20 protein-coding genes are annotated in these 19864 nt (G+C 60.5%); 7 read left to right on the top strand and 13 right to left on the bottom strand.

The annotated features are described in order from the left end of the window. On the top strand, window positions 1-1335 hold the full coding sequence (locus QP363_RS10145) for an MFS transporter (RefSeq protein WP_284764445.1): 1335 nt from the start codon (window positions 1-3) through the stop codon (window positions 1333-1335). A gap of 28 nt (window positions 1336-1363) precedes the next feature. Beyond that, window positions 1364-1828: a VanZ family protein gene (locus tag QP363_RS10140; protein WP_070444714.1), complete on the top strand. Its 465-nt coding sequence runs from the start codon at window positions 1364-1366 to the stop codon at window positions 1826-1828. 1 nt (window position 1829) lies between these two features. On the opposite strand, the gene dnaB is transcribed toward QP363_RS10140, so the two are convergent. The 8 genes from dnaB to QP363_RS10100 form a co-directional block, all read right to left on the bottom strand. Next, on the bottom strand, window positions 1830-3254 hold the full coding sequence (dnaB, locus tag QP363_RS10135) for a replicative DNA helicase (protein WP_010187892.1): 1425 nt from the start codon (window positions 3252-3254) through the stop codon (window positions 1830-1832). Between the two features lie 643 nt (window positions 3255-3897). Then, window positions 3898-4350, bottom strand: a complete 453-nt coding sequence (gene rplI / locus QP363_RS10130) for a 50S ribosomal protein L9 (RefSeq protein WP_010187895.1) — start codon at window positions 4348-4350, stop codon at window positions 3898-3900. A 46-nt stretch (window positions 4351-4396) separates the two neighbouring features. Continuing rightward, entirely contained in the window at window positions 4397-4984 is a 588-nt protein-coding gene (locus QP363_RS10125; RefSeq protein ID WP_070644734.1) for a single-stranded DNA-binding protein, read from the bottom strand. A 51-nt stretch (window positions 4985-5035) separates the two neighbouring features. Then, window positions 5036-5326 carry a 30S ribosomal protein S6 gene (gene rpsF, locus QP363_RS10120; protein ID WP_210384564.1) on the bottom strand — a complete coding sequence of 97 codons (291 nt, stop codon included), beginning with the start codon at window positions 5324-5326 and terminating at the stop codon, window positions 5036-5038. Window positions 5327-5473: 147 nt separating this feature from the next. Next, window positions 5474-5656 (bottom strand): hypothetical protein, encoded by a 183-nt coding sequence (locus QP363_RS10115; protein WP_070644733.1) that lies wholly within the window; start codon window positions 5654-5656, stop codon window positions 5474-5476. After that, window positions 5653-7008, bottom strand: coding sequence for a glycosyltransferase family 87 protein (locus QP363_RS10110; protein WP_141750575.1), 1356 nt, complete (start codon window positions 7006-7008; stop codon window positions 5653-5655). Before QP363_RS10110 ends, QP363_RS10115 begins: the two co-directional genes overlap by 4 nt. A 63-nt stretch (window positions 7009-7071) precedes the next feature. After that, entirely contained in the window at window positions 7072-9300 is a 2229-nt protein-coding gene (locus QP363_RS10105; protein WP_284764435.1) for a transglycosylase domain-containing protein, read from the bottom strand. Window positions 9301-9376: 76 nt separating this feature from the next. After that, window positions 9377-9736: a DUF5318 family protein gene (locus QP363_RS10100; RefSeq protein ID WP_070644730.1), complete on the bottom strand. Its 360-nt coding sequence runs from the start codon at window positions 9734-9736 to the stop codon at window positions 9377-9379. Window positions 9737-9906: 170 nt separating this feature from the next. Between QP363_RS10100 and QP363_RS10095 the strand changes: the two genes are divergently transcribed. The 3 genes from QP363_RS10095 (at window position 9907) to QP363_RS10085 (ending at window position 11947) form a co-directional block, all read left to right on the top strand. Further along, window positions 9907-10386, top strand: a complete 480-nt coding sequence (locus QP363_RS10095; protein ID WP_070644729.1) for a MarR family winged helix-turn-helix transcriptional regulator — start codon at window positions 9907-9909, stop codon at window positions 10384-10386. 83 nt (window positions 10387-10469) lie between these two features. Then, on the top strand, window positions 10470-11453 hold the full coding sequence (locus tag QP363_RS10090) for a universal stress protein (RefSeq protein ID WP_070444700.1): 984 nt from the start codon (window positions 10470-10472) through the stop codon (window positions 11451-11453). Window positions 11454-11464: 11 nt separating this feature from the next. Continuing rightward, window positions 11465-11947, top strand: coding sequence for a hypothetical protein (locus QP363_RS10085; RefSeq protein WP_070444698.1), 483 nt, complete (start codon window positions 11465-11467; stop codon window positions 11945-11947). Here QP363_RS10085 and QP363_RS10080 read toward each other — a convergent pair. Both QP363_RS10080 and QP363_RS10075 read right to left on the bottom strand, forming a co-directional pair. Then, window positions 11944-12873 (bottom strand): rhodanese-related sulfurtransferase, encoded by a 930-nt coding sequence (locus tag QP363_RS10080; protein WP_070444696.1) that lies wholly within the window; start codon window positions 12871-12873, stop codon window positions 11944-11946. The two genes, QP363_RS10085 and QP363_RS10080, sit on opposite strands and share 4 nt — an antisense overlap. Window positions 12874-13094: 221 nt before the next feature. Beyond that, entirely contained in the window at window positions 13095-14591 is a 1497-nt protein-coding gene (locus QP363_RS10075) for a DUF1846 domain-containing protein (RefSeq protein WP_284764433.1), read from the bottom strand. Between the two features lie 77 nt (window positions 14592-14668). Between QP363_RS10075 and QP363_RS10070 the strand changes: the two genes are divergently transcribed. After that, window positions 14669-15484, top strand: coding sequence for an Fpg/Nei family DNA glycosylase (locus tag QP363_RS10070; protein WP_070644727.1), 816 nt, complete (start codon window positions 14669-14671; stop codon window positions 15482-15484). A 10-nt stretch (window positions 15485-15494) separates the two neighbouring features. Beyond that, window positions 15495-17075, top strand: a complete 1581-nt coding sequence (locus QP363_RS10065; RefSeq protein WP_070644726.1) for an NAD(P)H-hydrate epimerase — start codon at window positions 15495-15497, stop codon at window positions 17073-17075. Window positions 17076-17240: 165 nt separating this feature from the next. On the opposite strand, the gene QP363_RS10060 is transcribed toward QP363_RS10065, so the two are convergent. The 3 genes from QP363_RS10060 to QP363_RS10050 form a co-directional block, all read right to left on the bottom strand. Then, window positions 17241-18017, bottom strand: a complete 777-nt coding sequence (locus tag QP363_RS10060) for a TIGR02206 family membrane protein (RefSeq protein WP_284764431.1) — start codon at window positions 18015-18017, stop codon at window positions 17241-17243. A gap of 101 nt (window positions 18018-18118) precedes the next feature. Continuing rightward, window positions 18119-18769 (bottom strand): ABC transporter ATP-binding protein, encoded by a 651-nt coding sequence (locus QP363_RS10055; protein WP_070444688.1) that lies wholly within the window; start codon window positions 18767-18769, stop codon window positions 18119-18121. Next, window positions 18769-19764 carry an ABC transporter permease gene (locus QP363_RS10050; protein ID WP_070444686.1) on the bottom strand — a complete coding sequence of 332 codons (996 nt, stop codon included), beginning with the start codon at window positions 19762-19764 and terminating at the stop codon, window positions 18769-18771. The genes QP363_RS10055 and QP363_RS10050 overlap by 1 nt, the downstream gene beginning before the upstream one ends. Window positions 19765-19864: the final 100 nt, after the last annotated feature.

Below are 19864 nucleotides of genomic sequence, written 5' to 3'. Positions count from 1 at the left end.
ATGAATCGTCTTGATCATCGCTCTATCTCACGCACGGAGAGGCTCGACCGCCTTCCCGTCACTGGAAAACACAAACGTCTCCTCTTCGGCTCCGGCATCGGCTGGGCGCTCGACGCCATGGACGTGGGCCTCATCTCCTTCATCATGGCCGCTTTGGCCGTGCACTGGGGGATCACACCGACCCAATCCTCCTGGCTGGCGTCCGTGGGCTTCATCGGCATGGCCTTGGGCGCCACCTTCGGCGGCCTCTTGGCCGATAAGTTCGGCCGCCGCCACATTTTTGCTCTGACCCTGCTGGTCTATGGCCTTGCCACGGGCGCTTCTGCCCTGGCAACGGGCCTCACGCTCCTCATCATCCTGCGCTTCTTCATCGGACTTGGCCTCGGCGCTGAGCTGCCGGTGGCCTCCACGCTGATTTCCGAGTTCGCACCGCTCAAGGTGCGCGGGCGCATGGTCGTTCTGCTGGAGGCCTTCTGGGCGGTGGGGTGGATCCTCGCTGCGGTAATTGGAACGTTCGTGGTGGGGGCGTCGGAAAGCGGCTGGCGCTGGGCCCTAGCGCTCGGCATGGTGCCCGCGCTCTACGCTCTCTATGTACGCCTTCACTTGCCTGAATCAGTGCGCTTCCTAGAGTCGAAGGGCCGCCACGAGGAAGCAGAAGAAATCGTCGCTTCCTTTGAGGCCGAGGTAGACGAGGCGGACATTGACCGCACGACCCCGGCACCGACCTACTCCGAGGAAGATGTCACCGCCACCAGCATTTGGTCAAAGTCCTTGCGCGGGCGCACGCTGACGCTGTGGACCATCTGGTTCTGCGTCAACCTCTCCTACTACGGCGCCTTCATTTGGATTCCGTCACTGCTTGTCGCGGATGGCTTCTCCCTGGTGAAGTCCTTCAGCTTCACGCTGATTATCACTCTCGCCCAGCTACCCGGCTACGCCGCAGCCGGCTGGCTCATCGAGGTCTGGGGCCGCCGCTCGACCCTAGCGATATTCCTCGTGGGTTCCGCCCTGTCCGCCGGGTTCTTTGGTTTCGCTAACACTGAAGCCATGATCATCCTGGCCGGTTGCCTGCTCTCCTTCTTCAACCTTGGCGCGTGGGGTGCGCTGTACGCCATCGGCCCGGAGCTCTACCCCACCGCCCTGCGCGGGCGCGGTACCGGTGCGGCAGCTGGCTTCGGCCGACTCGCATCAATCCTGGCACCGCTCATCGTTCCGCCGCTCATCGCGGTGGCAGGAACGGGCTCGCTCTTCGCGCTGTTCGCAGCAGCCTTCGGCCTCGCAGCTGTAGCAGCACTGACACTGCCAGAGTTCAAGGGCAGGACCCTTGCTCAATAGGGTCGCCCTTGGCGCGTGGATCGCGGTCATGGCCGCGCTCACCACGCTTAAGCCCTTCTATCAGATTGGCTACCTCTGGAAGCCGGAGAACCAGCGAGTTCGTGACCTGCGTTTGGTGCCACTTGATGAGTTCTCCGGAGGCACCTGGTTTGGCCCGCTTTTTGAGTATGCGGGCAATACCGCCTTTTTCATTCCTTTCGGCATGCTCGTCTTCAGCATGTGCCGATCAATCAAGGCAACGGCCGCGTGGGGATTCGCGCTGAGTTTGGCACTGGAAACAGTCCAGTATGCCTTCGCGCTAGGACGCACTGATATTGATGACCTCATCTTCAATACGATCGGCGCGCTCATCGGCGCGGCATTCGCCCGGCTTTGTGGCGAGCGCTTCTTCCCGGTGTGGCGATGGCTGGCGCTCGCCGCGGCTGCGGTCTTCTTGGTCTTGGTCATCCTCGGCCCACGGTTGGGTGACCCCAACGCTGTCGTGGACCTGTAATTTAACCGTGCGCCATGTTGACGAACTTGGAGTAGTGCAGCTGGTGCGCCACCTTCACCGTGTCGATCGGGCCGCCACGGTGCTTGGCCAGGATGATATCCGCCTCACCGGCGCGGGGATCATCGCGGTCTTGTGAGTCTGGGCGGTAGAGCAGCATAACCATATCGGCGTCCTGCTCAAGCGAGCCGGATTCACGCAGATCCGCCAGCTGCGGCTTCTTATCGGTACGGGATTCTGGACCACGGTTCAGCTGCGAAATCGCGATGAGCGGAACTTCCAGCTCCTTGGCCAACAGCTTGAGCTGGCGCGAGAACTCCGAAACCTCTTGCTGGCGGGACTCCACCTTTTTGCCTGAAGACATCAGCTGCATATAGTCCAGCACAATGAGGTCTAGACCGTGCTGCTGCTTGAGGCGGCGGGCCTTGGAGCGAATTTCCATCATGGTGAGGTTCGGGGAATCATCGATGAACAGAGGCGCATCCTGGATGCGGTTGAGGGTGTCATCGATCTTGGCCCAATCCTCCGTGGACACGCGGCCACCGCGCATATCCGACAGCTTCACTTCCGCCTCCGCAGACAACAGGCGCATGACGATCTCTGAGGCAGACATCTCCAGGGAGAAGACCACGGAGGTCTTGTTATGCTGCAGTGATGCCGAGCGCATGAAGTCCATGGCCAGCGTGGACTTACCAACGCCAGGGCGGGCGGCGACGATGATCATCTGGCCGGCACGCAGACCATTGGTCAGGTTATCGAGGTCGATGAAACCGGTGGGCACGCCGGACTCCACGCCGTTTTGTTGCAGGGCGGCGAGTTCATCAATGGTGGGATCGATGAGATCACTCAGCGCACGGTAATCCTCGGTCGTTTTCTTCTGCGCGACAGCGAAAACTTCCTGCTGGGCGCGGTCCAGCACGGACTCAATCTCCATGTCTTCGGAGCCTTGGAAGCCGAGTTGGACGACTCTCGTACCGGCGTCCACCAGCTTGCGCAGCACCGCCTTCTCCGCGACAATCTCCGCGTAATAGCGGGCGTTGGCAGCGGTTGGCACCGTGGCCAACAGGGTATGCAGGTAGGGCGCACCGCCAACGCGCTCGAGGTTGTTATATCGATCGAGTCGGGCCGCCACAATCACTGCATCAATGTCGGTGCCTGCGGCATAAAGGTCAATCATGGCCTGGTAGATGAGCGTGTGCGCAGGATAGTAAAAATCCTCCGGCTCCAGCTCTTCAATGACCTCCATGACCGTGTTCGGGCTCAGGAGCATAGCACCAAGGACGCCTTGTTCTGCCTCACGGTCCGCGGGCGGCTGACGGAATTCGCCGTAACGCTTAGGCTCCTCCTGCCGGTAGGAGCGGCGGGGTTCCTCCTCTACCGGCTCCGGTGGTGGTGGAACCTGGTCATCATCAAAACTGGCATTAGTCATTGCTCATTAATCCCACCGTTCATTAATCCCACCCTGGCCGTGTGCCTGAAATCCTCACTCTTCTCCGCGCCGGACGGCCAGGCTTCGATGCAGTGCCGAGCGGCAACCGCGCGTTGTACACAACAGTCTAGCTGAGGGTCAAGACACTACCCCTTGGGCATAACTCCCATAGTTATCCACAGAGACCTGTGGAATTCCCAGGTCAGCAAAGACACGGTGTGCAAAGACAGAGGTCAGGGCTGTGGATAACTTTGCAGCGCTGTGACCTGCGATGATTATTTCCACTGGTCAGGATAGGTTTTTCCTAGTGTGAAAATCCGCACAAAACCGGTGGAAAAGTAGGCCCCCATCTGAATATCGCCCCTACCAGCGGGTTAACACCGTGCGCCGTGAGTAAATTCACCGTTAACTCACCACCGAGTTATCCACAGATAGTGCGAGTTATCCACAGTTTGAGTCTTTCCCCAAATCTCTATCCCCAAAAGCCCACAAAACGGCCTGAGGCCGTGCTTCCTCTCACCACCTCACATAGTGGGAGGAGCACGGCCTCAAGCCTTGCTGTTGTCTTAAGGTCACGTCCTGCGTACCGGCGCCGCGCCTCACACGCGGGCGGACGGAGGGTGACCGTCGTGCGCCTTAGTTCTTAGGCAGCGACGACCGAGAAGTTCACCTTGCCGATAACGTCAGCGTGCAGCTTCAGCTCGACTTGGTAGTTGCCGGTCTTCTTGACCAGGCCCTTGGGAAGCACAACAATGCGCTTGTCCAGCTTCGGGCCGCCAGCGGCGGCAACGGCGTTCACGATGTCCTCTGCGGACACGGAGCCGAAGAGCTTGCCGGACTCGGAGGTCTTCACCGGGACGTTAACGTCCTTGAGCTCCTCCAGCTGGGTACGGATCTCGCGTGCATGGTCCAGGTCGCGGATTGCGCGAGCTTCCTGGGCGCGCTTGATGCCCTCGATCTGCTTCTCAGCACCGCGGGTGGCAACGATAGCCAGGCCGCGCGGAAGCAGGTAGTTACGTCCGTAGCCGTCCTTAACCTCTACAATTTCGCCGGGGGCGCCGAGGTTCTCAACGGCAGCGGTGAGGATCAGCTTCATGATCCCTGCCTTTCAATTGAGTTAAATGAATACTTGCGTGACAGTTTTAGAACGGGGGTTCTGCATCCGCACCACCAAAGCTTCCTGCTTGGGGTGCCGAATTCCACGGATCGTTGCTCGGAGCCGACTGCTGGGACTGCTGCGGGGCAGAGGACTGGGACTGGTTTCCAGAGAAACCACCCTGGTTTCCGGAGAAACCGCCTTGGTTGCCACCGCTGTAGTTAGCACCACCCTGCTGCTGGCCGCCATAGTTGCCGCCGCCGTTGCCGGACTTGCGGTTAACCTGAGCGGTTGCATAACGCAGGGACGGGCCGACCTCATCGACCTCAATCTCAAAAACAGTGCGGTTCTCGCCCTCACGCGTCTGGTAAGAGCGCTGGCGCAAACGGCCAGTAACGATAACGCGCATGCCCTTGGTCAGGGTCTCCGCAACGTTTTCTGCGGCTTGGCGCCACACGTTGCAGGTGAGGAACATGGCCTCGCCATCCTCCCACTGGGAAGTCTGCTGATTATAGCGACGCGGGGTGGAGGCAACACGGAAATTCGCTACTGCGGCACCCGCCGGGGTGAAGCGCAGTTCCGGGTCAGCAACGATATTGCCGACAACCGTGATGTTGGTATCTCCCTGAGCCATGTCTTTACTCCTTAATATCGGTTACGTGGATTGCTCGAAACCCAGTATCCGCTATTTGCTGTCGGTGCGCAGAACCTTGGTACGCAGGATGGAGTCGTTCAGGTTCAGACGGCGATCGAACTCGAGAACGGAGTGGGATTCACACTCCAGCTCCACGACTGCGTAGATGCCCTCTTCCTTCTTGTTGATCGGGTATGCAAGACGGCGCTTGCCCCACACGTCAACCTTTTCGACTTTGCCGCCATCCTTGCGGATTGCCTCGAGGAACTTGTCTAGGGACGGGGTTACGGTGCGCTCATCCTGATTAGGATCCAGAATGATCATGACTTCGTAGTGACGCACGGACCTCATCACCTCCTATGGTCTAGTAATTGGTATCGGCCATATCACCTTTGCGGATATGACAGGAGGGTCTGTTGCGTCAAGCAACCCTCACACAGTACCGCACTGACCGGCGGAAAAGGAAATCCCCTATCTCCTCGGCCGCATCTAGTGTGTCGCCGCGACAAAGATCGCCGCACCAGCAGGAATCACAGTGAGGAACAAGAGAGCCAGCAGCCCCAGCACAATGGGCCAGGTGCGGTCTTGAGAGCGTTGAAACAGGTAATAGGCGCTCAACACGCAGATAAAACCCAGCGTGATGGAGATGATGCCCAGGATCGTCATAGTCATAGCGCAAAATCCCCCGCCAATGGATCCCTACCGCCGTGCGCCGCACGGACCTTATCTTCCGCTTTGCCCCACATCTGACGGATGATCAGCACACCGATGGCAATGATGAAGCCATCACGAGTAATCACGGCGATATCCAGCATCTCGTGCGGCAGGCCCTTATTCTCAGCCCCAAGCATGTGCCAGGTAAGGATGGGCCAGAGGAGGGCGTCGGCAAGCGCCCAGCTAAAGATGAGGCGCCAACGTGGCAGGGCCAAGAGTGCCGGTACGACGAGCCACAGTGAGTACTGCGGCGACCACACTTTGTTGAAGATCAGGAAGGCCATGATGATGAGATAGATCATCTCAGCTACCCGTGGCGCACGCGGCGTAGTAAGCCCCATAATGGCGATGGCAGCGCAGCACGCTAGGAAGGCCACGAGGGAGAAGGTGTTGAGGAATTCGGCTTCGAAGCCCACGCCCGTCACGCGACTCAACAGCGCATAGATCGTGGTCCACTCCGCACCGCGCTCTTGATTGAGCCTGAAGAACTCGCCCCACGCTTCGGGGTAGGCCAGTGCCACGGGAAGGTTCACCACGAGCCACGTCACAGCGGTTGCCACGATCATCTTGAAGAAAGGTGCCCACCGTTTATGGCGGATGGCCAACACTAAAAACGCACCCAGGATAAACAGGGGCCACAATTTAAAGGCCGTGCCAAGGCCGATGAGGATACCGGCAAGCCAATTCTTGCGCTTCGTCACTGCGAGTAGCGCACCCACCATGAAGGCCACCGACGGAATGTCCCAGTTTGTAAAAGCGTGAATAACCACGAGCGGGCTGGCCGCCATGAGGATGGTGTCCCATGCCCGGTTCCCCGTGAGCTGAAAAACCATCACCACGGTGCCGACCCACACGAGAGACATGATGAACGCGGTCAGTCCGAAGTACCAGCTGACATCTGCCATCCCAAGCCACTCGACGGCCGGATAGGTGGTGCGCGCCAGCCACCCGACGGCTCCCTGGAAGAGGCCGGCCAGTACTGGGTACTCCATGTAGCGGGTGAGATCGCCCTCAACCCAGGAATAGGCATAGGGGAAGCCCGGCTGATCGAGTCCGCGCCCACCATAGAGAGGGACGATGTCGTTATAGCAAAAGGCCGTGTATTGGCGGTTGCCATCCCAGTTCAGGCTGATGAGGCCATCCTCGCCCCGGCGACTACCCGCACAGGTTGCCTTACTCAAAAACCCAAACGCCAAAAACGTCCACGCCAGGGTGATAACCACGCGCAAGGGTGTCCACCACCCAGCATAAGCCGAACGAGCAAAGCGCCCCGTCGGCCCACCCAGGGCGTCGACCGCGTTATGGGTCATAGACTCAGATGAGAGAGACACGATCCGCGAAGTAGTGTGATAGCTCACCGGGCGATCAATCTCCTATTGACCAAGTAATTGGTCGAGTCCATCTCCGTTGAGAATGTCATCAAGTGAAGGGACCTCGGGCTCTGCGGGTTCGGCCGGTTGCTCAGGCTGGGCCGGCTGCGCCGGGGCATCACCATGCCCCTCGTCATGGTGTTGGCCTTCCTCTGGTTTTGCCTCGCCCTCGCCCTCAGCGGCTTCGCCCTCCGGGCTTGCCGGGGTCTGGTCCCACGTGGTGCTCTGGCTCGGGTCATAGACATAGCCCGAACCCCAACTGCCGACGCCGTAGTTGATCGGATAGGCCTGCGGGAAGGTCTGCTGCTCGACGTTAGCCAGAGAAGTGTCCAAGATGGACTTCCAGATCTTCGTCGGTGCGTCCGAGCCGTACATGATGCCGCCCCACTGATTGAAAATCGCGGAGGTGTTGTCGGCCGTGCCTACCCACACTGCTGTAGCCAGCTGGGGCGTGGAACCGACCATCCACGCATCTTTGTTCTGACCGGTGTCACCCAGCTGCGTGGTACCAGTCTTAGACGCAGACGGGCGCCCGCCAGCTAGCGCGCCATTCGACCATGCGGCAATTGGCTGCATCGCGGAGATCACGTTGTTGGCCACGTTGGCGGAGACACGGCGTTCACCGCCGTCGGTCGGGTTCTCGTAGAGGACTTCGCCGGCAGCGTTTTCTACCTTTTCCACGAAGTGCGGCTGATGCCATATGCCTTGGTTGGTCAAGGTGGCCATTGCCGTCGCTATATCGAGCGGACGCGACTGGTACTGGCCCAGCACGATGCCCTCGTACGGCGTTCCACCATTTTCAGTGAGGGTCTTTTCAATCCCCGGAAGACTGCGCGGCACGCCCAACGCATGCGCCATATCCGCGGTGTCCTGCGTCTTGTTTTCCAAGTCATCCTGGAGGCGCAGGAAGGACGTGTTATAAGAATTCTTCATTGCCTCAGCGATGGAGCAGCTACCGCAGCCGGCACCCACGTCGTTGGTCACGAGCTGCGATCCAGGCAGCTGGTAGGGCGCCGAGGAGTAATAAGTATTGAGATCGATGCCCTGCTGGAGCGCTGCGGCCAGGGTCATAATCTTGAAGGTTGAACCTGTCTGCAGCGGGGAATTGGCATAATCCCAGCCGCCAGAATCATCGCCGCCATAGTAGCCGCGCACGGCACCCGTAGCCGGGTCAATGGTGACCGCCGCTGCACGTGCATCTTCCTGCAGCACTCCCAGCTCTGCATGAGCAGCATCCGTCGACGCATTCTGGACGGTCATATCAATGGTTGTCGTCACCTTCAGGCCACCAGTGGCCAGCTGATCCTCGGTGATGCCCACACGGGACAGCTCATCGATGACCTGGTTCTTGATGTGGCCATAAGCGCCTGGCGCTTCGGTGTAAGCGGAATACTCAGACGGATCGCGAGTTTCCGGGAAGACCAACTGATCGCGTTCAGCCTGATCCAGGTCACCCATCTCAACGAGGCCATCCATGACGTAGTCCCAACGAGCATGAGAACGTTCCTCATCTACCCACGGATCAAGGACAGACGGTGACTGGATAACGCCCGCGAGCAGCGCGCCTTCTTCCTTCGTGAGGTCCTTGGCGTCCTTATTGAAGTAGGCATTGGAGGCAGCCTCGATGCCGTAGGCATTGCGGCCGAAATAGACGGTGTTGAGGTAGGCGTTCAGGATGTCCTCTTTGGCCCACTCATTGGTCATCTTCACCGAATAGATGAGCTCACGGATCTTGCGGACGTAGGAATACTCGTCACCAACTAGGGTGTTTTTCACGTATTGCTGGGTGATGGTGGAACCACCACCGGCGGTGCTATCACCCGTGAGCTTGCCCAAGACGGCGCGGCCCAGACCAGTAAAGGAGAAGCCCGAGTTGGTCCAGAACTCACGGTCCTCGGCAGCGAGGACCGAGTCCTCCACATAATCCGGGATCTCTTCCAACGTCACCTGACGGCGGTTGCCTTCCGGCGGAACGAGCTTGGCCAGTTGAGTTTCACCATCGCCGGCGACGATGGTGGAGATCTGGCTCGGCTGCAGCTCCTTGGGCCCGGGGACGTCGTATTGCGTATACGCGTAGCCGAAGAGCAGGGCAGGAATGCCCACTAGTACAAACAAAACAGCCAGCACGATCCACGGCCAGCGGCGTTTAGAGCTGGATGAATGTCGTGCGCTGCGCGAGGGGCTCTTCCGACGTTTACCGGCCTTTCGCCCAGAGGTTTCCTTCTCGGTCACTGATCCGTGTCCTCATCAATCCTGTACAGAAACTGTAAATATATGCAGCTTACCGGCGCGAACTGGGAAGCCAAAACTACCCTAGAGCATAGACCGTGGCGGCTCGAAGCAGATGATTCCAGCGGCACGCCGGACACACTTCCACGAAGTGCACGGTAAATTCCAGCCCTTCTGCGGCCATGTCCGCAATTTCCGCAGCGCTCCGCGCACTTCCCGCCCGGCGTTTTAAAGCATCTCCATAAACCCAACGGGTCAGTCGCATGTCTGATTCACACACCGGGCACGGCTTGCGCATGTCGACGCCATGGTGTTCCGCCGCCGCGCGAAGGAGAAAGTCGGCATCGCATAGCTCTTCGCGCGTCACCTTTCCCGCGCGAAGCTCACGCAGATGCTGTGCACGCTCCCATTCATAAGAGACTTCGTTGCGGTAGGCCACTTCTGGCCTTGTCTTTGCAGACTCTGCCTTTGACGGAGAATTCACGCCGGACAGTGTAGTGCCGGCGGCGTCAACAATCTAGGCCCTTTCATAGTGCTTCGCGGTGGGAAACCAAATTTTTTAATCGGCTAACTACCGCTCCGCGAAATTACTAGCTACACTTATTTTCCATGAGTGAAGAAACTATCGAATCCCCCATCCCTTACGAGGATGCCCTGGAAGTCGCCCGCCAGATCCAGCCCGCGCTCAACAAACTCATGCTCATTTTCCAGCGCACGACAGAAGGCACATCCCTCACCACGTCGCAGGTCTCCATCATGAACCAGCTGCGCATGCGCGGCCCTTCGCGCGTGAGCACCATCGCCCAGGCAGAGCTCATCCGGATGCCTACCGCCTCCAATGCGCTGTACCAATTGGAGCGTCAAGGCTTCGTGGAACGACACCGCGATGAAAAAGACCGCCGCGGCGTACTTGTCGCCCTTACCCAGCTTGGGGAATCCGAGCTGACAATCGTCTCCCGCCAGCGCGCGGCGGCTTTGGCTGAGATCCTACGCTGGCTCGACCCAGAGGATATCAAGGACGCTGACGCTTTGGTCAATCTCATCTCCAAGCTTGCCGATGTCTACCGTCCAATCATGGAAGGGAAATAGACCAAAAAGTGCCGGTAGAGCGGATTTTATTTTCCGGCATGAAGGGTCGATAATGAAGAAAACGACCCCGAACTTTTTATTGAATGGCTAAGAATTCTTCACACCCTGCGGAAGGGCCATGCTCCCCGGACGACCAGCTCCCTCCGCTCCGCGTCCTCGTGTCGTGGAGTCCTAGCTCCACCGGCACGGAGGCCATCGAGTTTGCCGCGTGGCTCGCACGTTCCACCTCCGTTCGGATTCGCGTGGTTTCAACCATTTCGCAGCCCCTCACCGTGACGTCGCTCAGCAAGCTCAGCGGTTCCTACAAGAAGTGGTTCAAGAAGGAACGCGCGACCTGCGAACGCGCTGTCAAGCAGGCCTTGAACGAAGCCGGGGTGGACAAGGAGCAGCTCGATAAGAATGTCTCCGTTCTCTTGGCAGGGCCCTCTCGCCCCCAGCTCTTGGAACAGGCGGCTAAGGACTTCAAGGCGAGCGTCATCCTCCTTGGAGCCAATCAATCCGCGCCGAAGGGCCGTTTCTTCTCGGGATCTACTGCCGACGCGCTTCTACACTACTCGCCCCTCCCCGTGGGGCTCATCCCGCGTGGTATCAAGCTGTCCAAGCACGGCGTCACCCGCATCAATTTCGCCTTTACGGACTTGGGCAATGCCGACGACCCCGCCCTGCTGCATGCCGCATGCATTGCGCAGCGCGGCGGAATCCCCCTGCGTATCCTGGCGTTTTCCGCCAAGGGGCTGGTCGACGTCCCCCTCGAATATTCTCCGACCTTTCCCCCCGATGCACCGAATTGGCGTGAGCACTCGCTCTCACTGTTGGACCGCGCCCACGATCTCATCGCGGAGACCTACCCGGAGGTATCGGTCACGACGGCCATCGGCAGTGGCCATGGCTGGTCCGGCGCGGTGGATTCACTGAAGTGGAAGAAGGGCGACCTGCTCTGCTTGGGTTCCGCTCCCATGGGGCCCATCGAACGCGTCTTCATTGGCAGCACCGCCACCGAGTTGCTTCCCCACTTGGGCGTTCCAGTACTGGTCTGTCCCAGTACCTACGATAAAGAAGCACGTTAGACTGACAAACCATGGCAGCCGAGCACCCCGAAAACGATCTCACGTCCGACGCGGACTATACGAACCTGCCTCGCCCAGAGCCCCGCAGCTTTGACGAGCTTGCCGACGAACCCGATCCCCTCACCGTCGCCGAGGCCAACCGCCGTTCCTCGCGCCAAGCGCTGTGGTTTATGATTTTCATCCTCGTCGGTTCGGCGCTCTATGCGCTTCTCCTCGCGGGCCTCTTCAAGGTCGCCGGGACCACAACCAATTGCCTCCAGGCCGAATACGCCGCTTGGCTCTGCACGAGGACCCAGCGCACCGTGTTCGCCACGACGACGCTAATCATCCCGTTCATTGGCATGATCGGCTGCGCAGTCATCATGGTGCGCAAGCTCAAAGCCTACGTGCGCTGGCGCGGCTGGATGGCCATCTTCTGGGTCATGGCCGGCAACTTCATGATCTGGTGCATCAACGATATCCAGATCCTGCTGGCCCCGGTGCTCGAAAACTAACCCTGCGCTTGGGCGGCAGCCACCTCGGCGCAATCCGGCCGGCCGCAGTGCTGCGTTTCCACGTGCTGGATGCAGTCATCGCAGATGAGCACCTGCTTGCGGCACGTGTCCTCATTAATACAGTTATGGAAGGTATTCGTCCCCTTCCCACAATGCACGCAGTGGCCGAGCTGAATAAAGCCCGGATCCTCTAAGCCCTGGCCAAACTCGTGATGCATGCGCTTGTCAAAGACGTACATCGAGCCTTCCCACAGGCCATCGTTGCCGTACTTCTCGCCATAGCGGACGATGCCGCCGTCAATTTGATAAACCTCGTTAAAGCCTCGGTTCTTCATTAAGGCGGAGAGGATCTCGCAACGAATGCCACCCGTGCAGTAGGAAACCACGGGCTTATCCTTCATCCAGTCATATTTGCCGGATTCAAGTTCAGCAATGAAGTCGTGGGTCGTGCGCACGTCCGGCACCACGGCATTCTTGAATTTGCCGATTTCCGCCTCCATGGCGTTGCGCCCGTCGAAGAAGACGACCTCCTCGCCGCGCTCCTCCACCAGCTTGTTGACCTCTTCGGGCTTGAGGTGGACACCACCACCGATGACGCCGTTTTCATCCACTTTGAGCTCGCCCGGCGCGCCGAAGGCCACGATTTCATCGCGGACCTTGACCGAGAGGCGCGGAAAGTCTTCCGCGCTACCCTCGGACCACTTGAACTCCATCTTCTTAAATCCCGGGTACTCACGGGTTTCGCGCACATAGCGCTTGCACGCATCCATGTCCCCGCCCACGGTGCCGTTAATACCGTGCTCCGAGATGAGGATGCGGCCCTTGAGCCCGAGCTTCTCGCACAGGGATCGCTGCCACAGCATGATCGCGGTGGGGTCCTCGATGGGAGTAAAGCAGTAGTAGAGGAGAATCTTGCCAATAGTCACGCCCGCAAGTCTAGGCCTGCTAGTGGCAAGATCCCCAATCTTTTGGGCCCAGCACTACAACCGCTTTTAAGCCAAAGCCCCAGACCTCGATCCCGAAACTCCCAGGTGGGCAGGTGGGCGTCGGCAAGCGCTTGGCGACGCCCACCTGCAGGTTGCGGGTTTTAGGTCTGGGGAAATGCCTTACGTGGTGGCGCTTTCAGTCAACGTCCGGCGAGTGGGATTTAACGCTTCTGGTACAGCGCGCTCTTGCGGGCAAAGACCGGATCGGAGGTCACCAGGACGCCCAGGTTGCGGAAGATGCCCTCATCCACCGAACCCAAGATGGTGGTGGTGTGAACATCGCAGCCCTGAAGCTCCTTCAGTGCATCGAGCGCGCGGCGGGCATTCTCGTCCTTCGCCGCGGATACCGACAGCGCGATGAGCACCTCGTCGGTGTGCAGGCGCGGGTTCTGTGAACCCAGGTGCTTTGTCTTCAACGTCTGGATGGGCTCGATGGATTCCGGGGACAACAAGTGCAGGTCATCATCAATGCCAGCGAGGTGCTTGAGTGCATTGAGCAGCGCGGCTGCGGAGCAGCCCAGCAACGGGGAGGTGCGGCCGGTGATGATGGTGCCGTCGTGAAGCTGCAGCGCGGCTGCCGGGCCGTCGGTCTCCTCCGCTTTCTCACGCGCTGGGAGCACAACCGGACGGTCGGTGGACTTGATGCCGGCCTTCGCCATGACTACGGCCGCGCGCTCAGACTGCGTGGTGTCGAGGCCGTTGCGGGCTTCCTCCACCAAAGTCTTGAAGTAGCGGCGGATGATCTCCTGCTGGGAGGCTTCGCGGCAGACTTCGTCATTGGTGATGCAAAAGCCCACCATGTTCACACCCATGTCCGTCGGGGACTGGTAGGGCACGGTGCCGGTCAGTCGCTCCAGCAGGGACTTGAGCAGCGGGAAAGCCTCGACATCACGGTTGTAGTTCACCGTGGATTCGCCGTGCGCGGAGAGGTGGAAGTGGTCGATGACGTTGGCGTCGTTAAGGTCCACGGTGGCGGCCTCGTATGCCAGGTTCACCGGGTGATCCAGCGGGAGGTTCCAGATGGGGAAGGTCTCGAACTTGGCATAGCCTGCTGGCACGCCGCGCAGATTCTCGTGGTAGACCTGCGAGAGCGCGGTAGCCAGCTTGCCGGAGCCCGGCCCCGGCGCGGTGACCACCACGAGATCACGGGTGGTCTCCACGTAGTCGTTCTTGCCCAGGCCATCCTCGGAGACGATGAGGTCGATGTTGGCGGGATAACCCGGGATGATGCGGTGACGCGCCACGGTCAGTCCCAGGCGCTCGAGGCGCTCGATGAAAGCCTCCGCCTGGCTATTGCCGTCCTCGAGCTGGGTCATGACAATGTTATTGACCAGGAAGCCGCGGTCCCGGAAGACGTCGACAAGCCGCAGCACATCATCTTCGTAGAGGATACCCAGGTCACCGCGCATCTTCTGGCGCTCGATGTCCTTGGCGTTGATGCAGACGAGGATTTCTACGTCATCCTTGATGCGCTCGAGCATCGCAATCTTGTTATCCGGGGTGAAACCGGGCAGCACGCGGGAGGCGTGCATGTCATCGAAAAGCTTGCCGCCCATCTCAAGGTAGAGCTTCCCGCCGATTTCTTTGCGCCGAGCGTTAATATGCTCCGACTGCAGTTCAATATATTTTTCACGATCAAAACCGAGCGCGCGCCCCATAGTATTTAGGCCCTTCCGTTCAACGGGTAGTACCCGAAAAGTCTACAGCAGCATAGCCCCCGCGTAGACTTCCTGACATGCCTGAGGGACACGTTATTCACCGCCTTGCCCGCACACTCAATGCGGATTTCCGTAACAAGCCGCTAGCCGTGAGCAGCCCCCAAGGCCGGTTCGCTGCGGAGGCCGCGCTTGTCAGCGCCTCACCCCTCTTACTCGCCGAAGCCTTTGGCAAGCATCTCTTTCTCCACTTCGATGCGGATAACCCGCGCCACGTTATCTATATCCATTTAGGCCTCATTGGCTCCCTGCGCTTTGAGCCTTCTGCCGATGTCTGGGGGCAGATCCGTCTGCGCATTGATAACGGAACAACAGCCGCGAACCTGCGCGGCCCGCAGTTCTGCACGCTCATCACGGAGGATGAGTACCAGGCCAAGGTGGCGAAGGTGGGCCAGGATCCACTCCGGAAGGACGCCGACCCTGATGCCTTGTGGTCCCGGGTCCATGCCTCGAAACGCAGCATCGGTGCACAGCTCATGGACCAAGGTCTCTTTGCTGGCGTGGGCAATATCTACCGCGCAGAAGCCCTTTTCCGCCAAGGGCTCTCCCCCTTCATTCCTGGCAAGCAGCTCGACCGCGCGGAGTTTGACGCCATCTGGTCTGACCTGGTCGATCTCATGGACTACGGCGTCGAGCACGGCCGCATCGACACCGTCCGCGAAGCCCATACCCCGGAGGCCATGGGCCGCGAGCCCCGCAAAGATGACCATGGCGGTGAGGTCTACGTCTACCGCCGCGCCGGGCAACCCTGCCACGTGTGCGGCACCGAGATCCGGGAGCAGGTCATGCAGGGCCGCAACCTCTTTTGGTGCCCCACCTGCCAACCCGCGCGCTAGGGTGTGGGTTATGCGCCCTGCTTATACCGTTACCACTGTTCGTGCCGCTGAGAACCGACTGCTGGAACAGCAGTCTCATGAGGATCAGCTCATGAAGCTGGCCGCCGCGGCGGTGGCAGAAACCGCGTGGGTGATGCTGGAGCAACAGCCTGGGGCAGTACTTGTTCTCGCTGGCTCCGGCGGCAACGGTGGGGATGGGCTTTATGCTGGCGCGGAGCTGGCTGCGCGCGGGGTGAGCGTCCACGCACTGATACCTGAGTGCTGCCACGAGGAGGCCCTCGCCGCGTTCCGAGCAGCCGGCGGCACGGTCCTTCCTTCCGACAGCGCGCTGCCGTCAGGCAGCACGCCATTAGGAAGCGCGCTGCTTATTGACGCCATCGCTGGCCTCGGCTCCGCCCGGGGCTTAAGCGGCACCGCGCTCTCGCTCTACCGCAAGGCCACCGCTGCCGGGGCCGTAGTCTTGGCCGTCGACATGCCCACCGGCGTCGATGCCGACACGGGAGTCTGCGCCGCAGATGCCGTTAACGCCGATGTCACTGTCACCTTCGGCTCGCCGCGTCTCGGCCACGCGCTGGCCGCCGAATGCGGGCAGGTTGTGGTCTCCGATCTCTTCTTGCCCGGCGCGCCCTCCTTTGCCGAGACCCTCTCCGAACTGGATGAACCAGCAGGCTTCATCGCGCACGAACCTTCCGTGCCGACACCTTATGCGTGGCAACCGGGCGAACTCGATCTGCCGGGCGGGCGCGCTTCCCGCCCCTGGCCGGTTGGCTGCACCGGCCCCATCGTTGATCCCACACCAGGCGCGCGCTCGGATAAGTATTCCGGGGGCGTCGTTGCCCTGGCTGCCGGCAGCGATACCTACCCAGGTGCGGGGATCCTCTGCGCCACCGCAGCGGTACGTGCCACGCCCTCGATGGTGCGCTTCATCGGCGATAACTCGATTACTTCCCTTCTCCCCGAGCTGGTCTGCCATCCCGATGTGGCCTCCGCCGGACAGGCCCAAGCCTGGGTCGTGGGCCCCGGCCGCGGTACCGATGCAGCGGCGGCCACCGAACTGCGAAAGGTACTGGCGCAGGGACTTCCCACCATCCTCGACGCCGACGCCCTCACGCTGCTGGCGCGCAACACCTCCTTGCGCCAGAAAGTCACCGAACACCCGCTGACCATCCTCACCCCGCATGAAGGCGAGTTCCGCCGCCTCTACGAGGCCGCTTTCGGCTCTGCTCCCGATGGGGCTACCGGCTGGAGCCGCGCCCTCCACGAGCTAGCCGAAGAGCTAAACAGCATCATTCTGCTCAAAGGCCGCCTGACTCGAGTCACCGCGCCGGGCCAGCCTTTGTATTCCTTCAACGCCGGTCACTCCTTTGCCGCGACCCCAGGCTCCGGGGACGTGCTTTCCGGCATTCTGGGCGCGGTCATGGCCCAGCTCTCCGCCGAAACCATCCCCGAGGTTCTCCACGCCGGCGCCATCCACGCCCACGCAGCGGCCATCGCGGCCGAGACGCCCGAGGGCTTCGCGCCCTGTTCTGCCTCCCAGATCGCGGCGGCCATCCCGCAGGCCATCGCGCGGCTCCTCAACGCCGAGCGCTAGCTCCTTGGCTTGGCGCTAGCTCCGCTACTAAGTACGTTTCGATCAAGTAGCACCCCAAAAATCCGCCCGAAGTTTTGGGGTCTTATTTGATCGATCCGTACCTGGCCGCCGCCGTCTTGGTACGTTTTCGCAACGAAGCCCTAGAATTTTGCGATTTGCGGGCCACTATTTACGAAAACGTACCGTGGCCCGGCGCAGGATCCCGGACGCAGTACCGACGGACTTGCGCATGAGCCCGCGCGGGCCGACCGCCACCGTGCCGCGGCGCAGCGAGGTGCTTTCCCACGGCCACGTCATCCCCGCCCATGCTGCCGCGACGGCAAGGGTCTCCACCACGATGTAACCGGGCCATGGGCCGAATAGGTTGATGATGGAGGGACTGCCCGGCGCGTGGTTAAGGAAACCATAGTTCCCGTCGGTCTTCGCATTGACCGCCATGGCCAGTGCCATCCACACGGGCGTGACCTTGACGGCGAAGCGGTACCCCTTCCAGGTGGGGCGGTAACCAAGACCAAAGGTTAGTGCCAGGGGCGCGGCAAGTGCCACGATGTGGAAAAACCAGTAGGTGGCAAACCGCAGCCAGCGCGGGGAAAAGTAGTAGATGACATCCGGGGTGATGATGGCCTGCGGGTTGAGGATGATGCCCCAGAAGTAGGTCAAGGTCAGGGCATGCTCGTTGCCAGTAATGAGGCCCAGCGCCAGGATCGGACGCAGCACGTCACACAGGTGCAAAGGCAAAGACTCACGGATATCGAATTGCTTCGGGTCCAGGGAGATTATCGTCCACGCAGTACCCGCCACCAGCAAGGCCCAGCCCACCATCCGGCGGATAAAGGTCTCGCGGGAGGTTCCCTTAATTCTGCGAGCAGCGACGATAAAGACCCCGCAGGCCACCACGGTAATGCTCAACATGAGCGCATGCAGCGCAGTCCACTGCTGCATGCGCGGGTAGTCAGTTGGGCTTACTCGGGGCTTGCGGGGTCGAATCATAACGGGGTATTAATTTACCCCTTTGTATGAACATGTGAGAGATGAGGAGGTTCCTAGGCTGCTAGCTCGGAGTATTCGGAAAGCTTTCCGTCCTTGACTTCGACCACAGTGTCGGCATAGTCGAGCAAGCTGCGGTCGTGGGTAATGAACAGGGTTGCGGTATCGAAGTCCTCGGTAACACCGCGCAGGAGCTTGGCAATGTCGCGCGAGAGCTTGGAATCGAGGGCGGAGGTGGGCTCATCCGCAAGCAACACGGAAGGCTGGCCCATGAGAGCACGGGCAATGTTGACGCGCTGGCGCTGGCCGCCAGAAAGCTGGTTCATGCGGCGGTTCCCAAAGCCCTCCAAGCCCACGAAGCTGAGCAGCTCATCAGCACGATCCTGGCGCGGCTTGCGGCCCTCCATGTGGTCAATGATGAGCAGCTGTTCGCGCGCCGTCAGGGCGGCTAGCAGGTTTGCTTGCTGGAAGATGAGCCCTCGGGAGCCAGTTCGCTCCACGGTGCCGGAGTCCGGCTCGATGAGGCCGGCGGCTACGGAAAGCAGGGTCGACTTGCCGGACCCAGACTCACCGATGACGGCGGTGAGCTCGCCCGGCTTGACGTCGAGGCTGACATTATCCAGCGCCGTGACGCGGGACTCACCATCCGGGTAGGTCACCACGACATCGCGAAGGGACAGTGCAGGGGAAGAAGCGGTGGTAGTCATTAGGCGTTGCCTCCTAGGGCGTCAAGCGGATTGATTTTGGATACGCGGCGGGTGGCAAGAAAGGCACCGGCAATGCCGAGCAGCCAGATACCGAGTGCGGGGACGATGACGGTCACGGCGGAGACCTCGAAGGGCACAGCGCCCTGGGCGGCAAGGCCCAGCAGCCAGCCGACGAGCGCGCCGACCCCCACGCCAATCGCCAGGATGATGGCGGCCTGCGCGATGGCATCCTTGAGCAGGTACTTCACGCTGGCGCCAAGGGCACGCAGGATGGACAGGTCACGGGTGCGCTGGATGGTCCAGATGCTCAGGAAAGCGATAGTGACCAGCGCGGAAATACCGTAGAGGAAGGCTTGCATGGTCAGCAGCGAACCGCGCTCCGAGCTATAAGCCGGAAGACCGGACAGGGCCTTGCCCATAGACACGGAGGTGTCGGTCGGCTCCGGGGACAGCACGGCTACGCCCACCATGTCCTCAGGAGAATGGGAGACCTGCTGCCAGGTTTCGGTAGAGACCCACACCACCGGGGAGTGGGAGTAGTACTCATCCTCAACCACCGCGGTGACGTCCAAATCCACACCGCCGAGGGTGCCCCGGGAGGGCGCGTTCATCTCTTCATCGATGGATTGGCTCAAGACCATGCCTTCCTCCGGAATCACGGTGCTGGAGCCAGGAATCTGGGTACCTTCGGGCAGGCCGAAGACCGCCACGCCGCCGTGGCCCTCCAGCTTGGTCTGCGAAGTACCCAGCGGAATACCAGAGGCAGGCACATCCTCGGCAAAGATCTCCGACTCGGTGAAGGAGGGATCTTCCGTCGAAAAGGTCACGTTCGGAGTCTGCTCCCCGAGTGCCTCAAGGGCGGAAGTATTCTGCTTGGACAGGCCTTGGGTCAGGCCGGACAACATAACGAGCAACAACGTAATTAGAGCCACGACGCCGCCGATCAGGAAGAACCGACCGCGGGCGGTGACTATCTCTCTTAATGCCAGGAACATACTATTAATCCTGCGTGTGCGTGCGCTGAAAGTAATCGGGTAGCCAGTTGAACCTCCACTCAACCAGTTGGTTGATTCGCCCTCGACCAGCCAGCGGATA

It is taken from the genome of Corynebacterium sp. UMB6689 (assembly GCF_030215295.1).
Lineage (GTDB): Bacteria > Actinomycetota > Actinomycetes > Mycobacteriales > Mycobacteriaceae > Corynebacterium > Corynebacterium aurimucosum.
This window is presented reverse-complemented; position numbering and strand designations above follow the sequence as displayed.

What these genes read in the sequence shown, in the direction of transcription:
- QP363_RS10145 (WP_284764445.1), top strand. Translation starts at nt 1, where the DNA reads ATGAATCGTCTTGATCATCGCTCTATCTCACGCACGGAGAGGCTCGAC.
- QP363_RS10140 (WP_070444714.1), top strand. Translation starts at nt 1,364, where the DNA reads ATGGCCGCGCTCACCACGCTTAAGCCCTTCTATCAGATTGGCTACCTC.
- dnaB (WP_010187892.1), bottom strand. Translation starts at nt 3,254, where the DNA reads ATGACTAATGCCAGTTTTGATGATGACCAGGTTCCACCACCACCGGAG.
- rplI (WP_010187895.1), bottom strand. Translation starts at nt 4,350, where the DNA reads ATGAAGCTGATCCTCACCGCTGCCGTTGAGAACCTCGGCGCCCCCGGC.
- QP363_RS10125 (WP_070644734.1), bottom strand. Translation starts at nt 4,984, where the DNA reads ATGGCTCAGGGAGATACCAACATCACGGTTGTCGGCAATATCGTTGCT.
- QP363_RS10115 (WP_070644733.1), bottom strand. Translation starts at nt 5,656, where the DNA reads ATGACTATGACGATCCTGGGCATCATCTCCATCACGCTGGGTTTTATC.
- QP363_RS10110 (WP_141750575.1), bottom strand. Translation starts at nt 7,008, where the DNA reads ATGACCCATAACGCGGTCGACGCCCTGGGTGGGCCGACGGGGCGCTTT.
- QP363_RS10095 (WP_070644729.1), top strand. Translation starts at nt 9,907, where the DNA reads ATGAGTGAAGAAACTATCGAATCCCCCATCCCTTACGAGGATGCCCTG.
- QP363_RS10090 (WP_070444700.1), top strand. Translation starts at nt 10,470, where the DNA reads ATGGCTAAGAATTCTTCACACCCTGCGGAAGGGCCATGCTCCCCGGAC.
- QP363_RS10085 (WP_070444698.1), top strand. Translation starts at nt 11,465, where the DNA reads ATGGCAGCCGAGCACCCCGAAAACGATCTCACGTCCGACGCGGACTAT.
- QP363_RS10075 (WP_284764433.1), bottom strand. Translation starts at nt 14,591, where the DNA reads ATGGGGCGCGCGCTCGGTTTTGATCGTGAAAAATATATTGAACTGCAG.
- QP363_RS10070 (WP_070644727.1), top strand. Translation starts at nt 14,669, where the DNA reads ATGCCTGAGGGACACGTTATTCACCGCCTTGCCCGCACACTCAATGCG.
- QP363_RS10065 (WP_070644726.1), top strand. Translation starts at nt 15,495, where the DNA reads ATGCGCCCTGCTTATACCGTTACCACTGTTCGTGCCGCTGAGAACCGA.
- QP363_RS10060 (WP_284764431.1), bottom strand. Translation starts at nt 18,017, where the DNA reads ATGCAGCAGTGGACTGCGCTGCATGCGCTCATGTTGAGCATTACCGTG.
- QP363_RS10055 (WP_070444688.1), bottom strand. Translation starts at nt 18,769, where the DNA reads ATGACTACCACCGCTTCTTCCCCTGCACTGTCCCTTCGCGATGTCGTG.
- QP363_RS10050 (WP_070444686.1), bottom strand. Translation starts at nt 19,764, where the DNA reads ATGTTCCTGGCATTAAGAGAGATAGTCACCGCCCGCGGTCGGTTCTTC.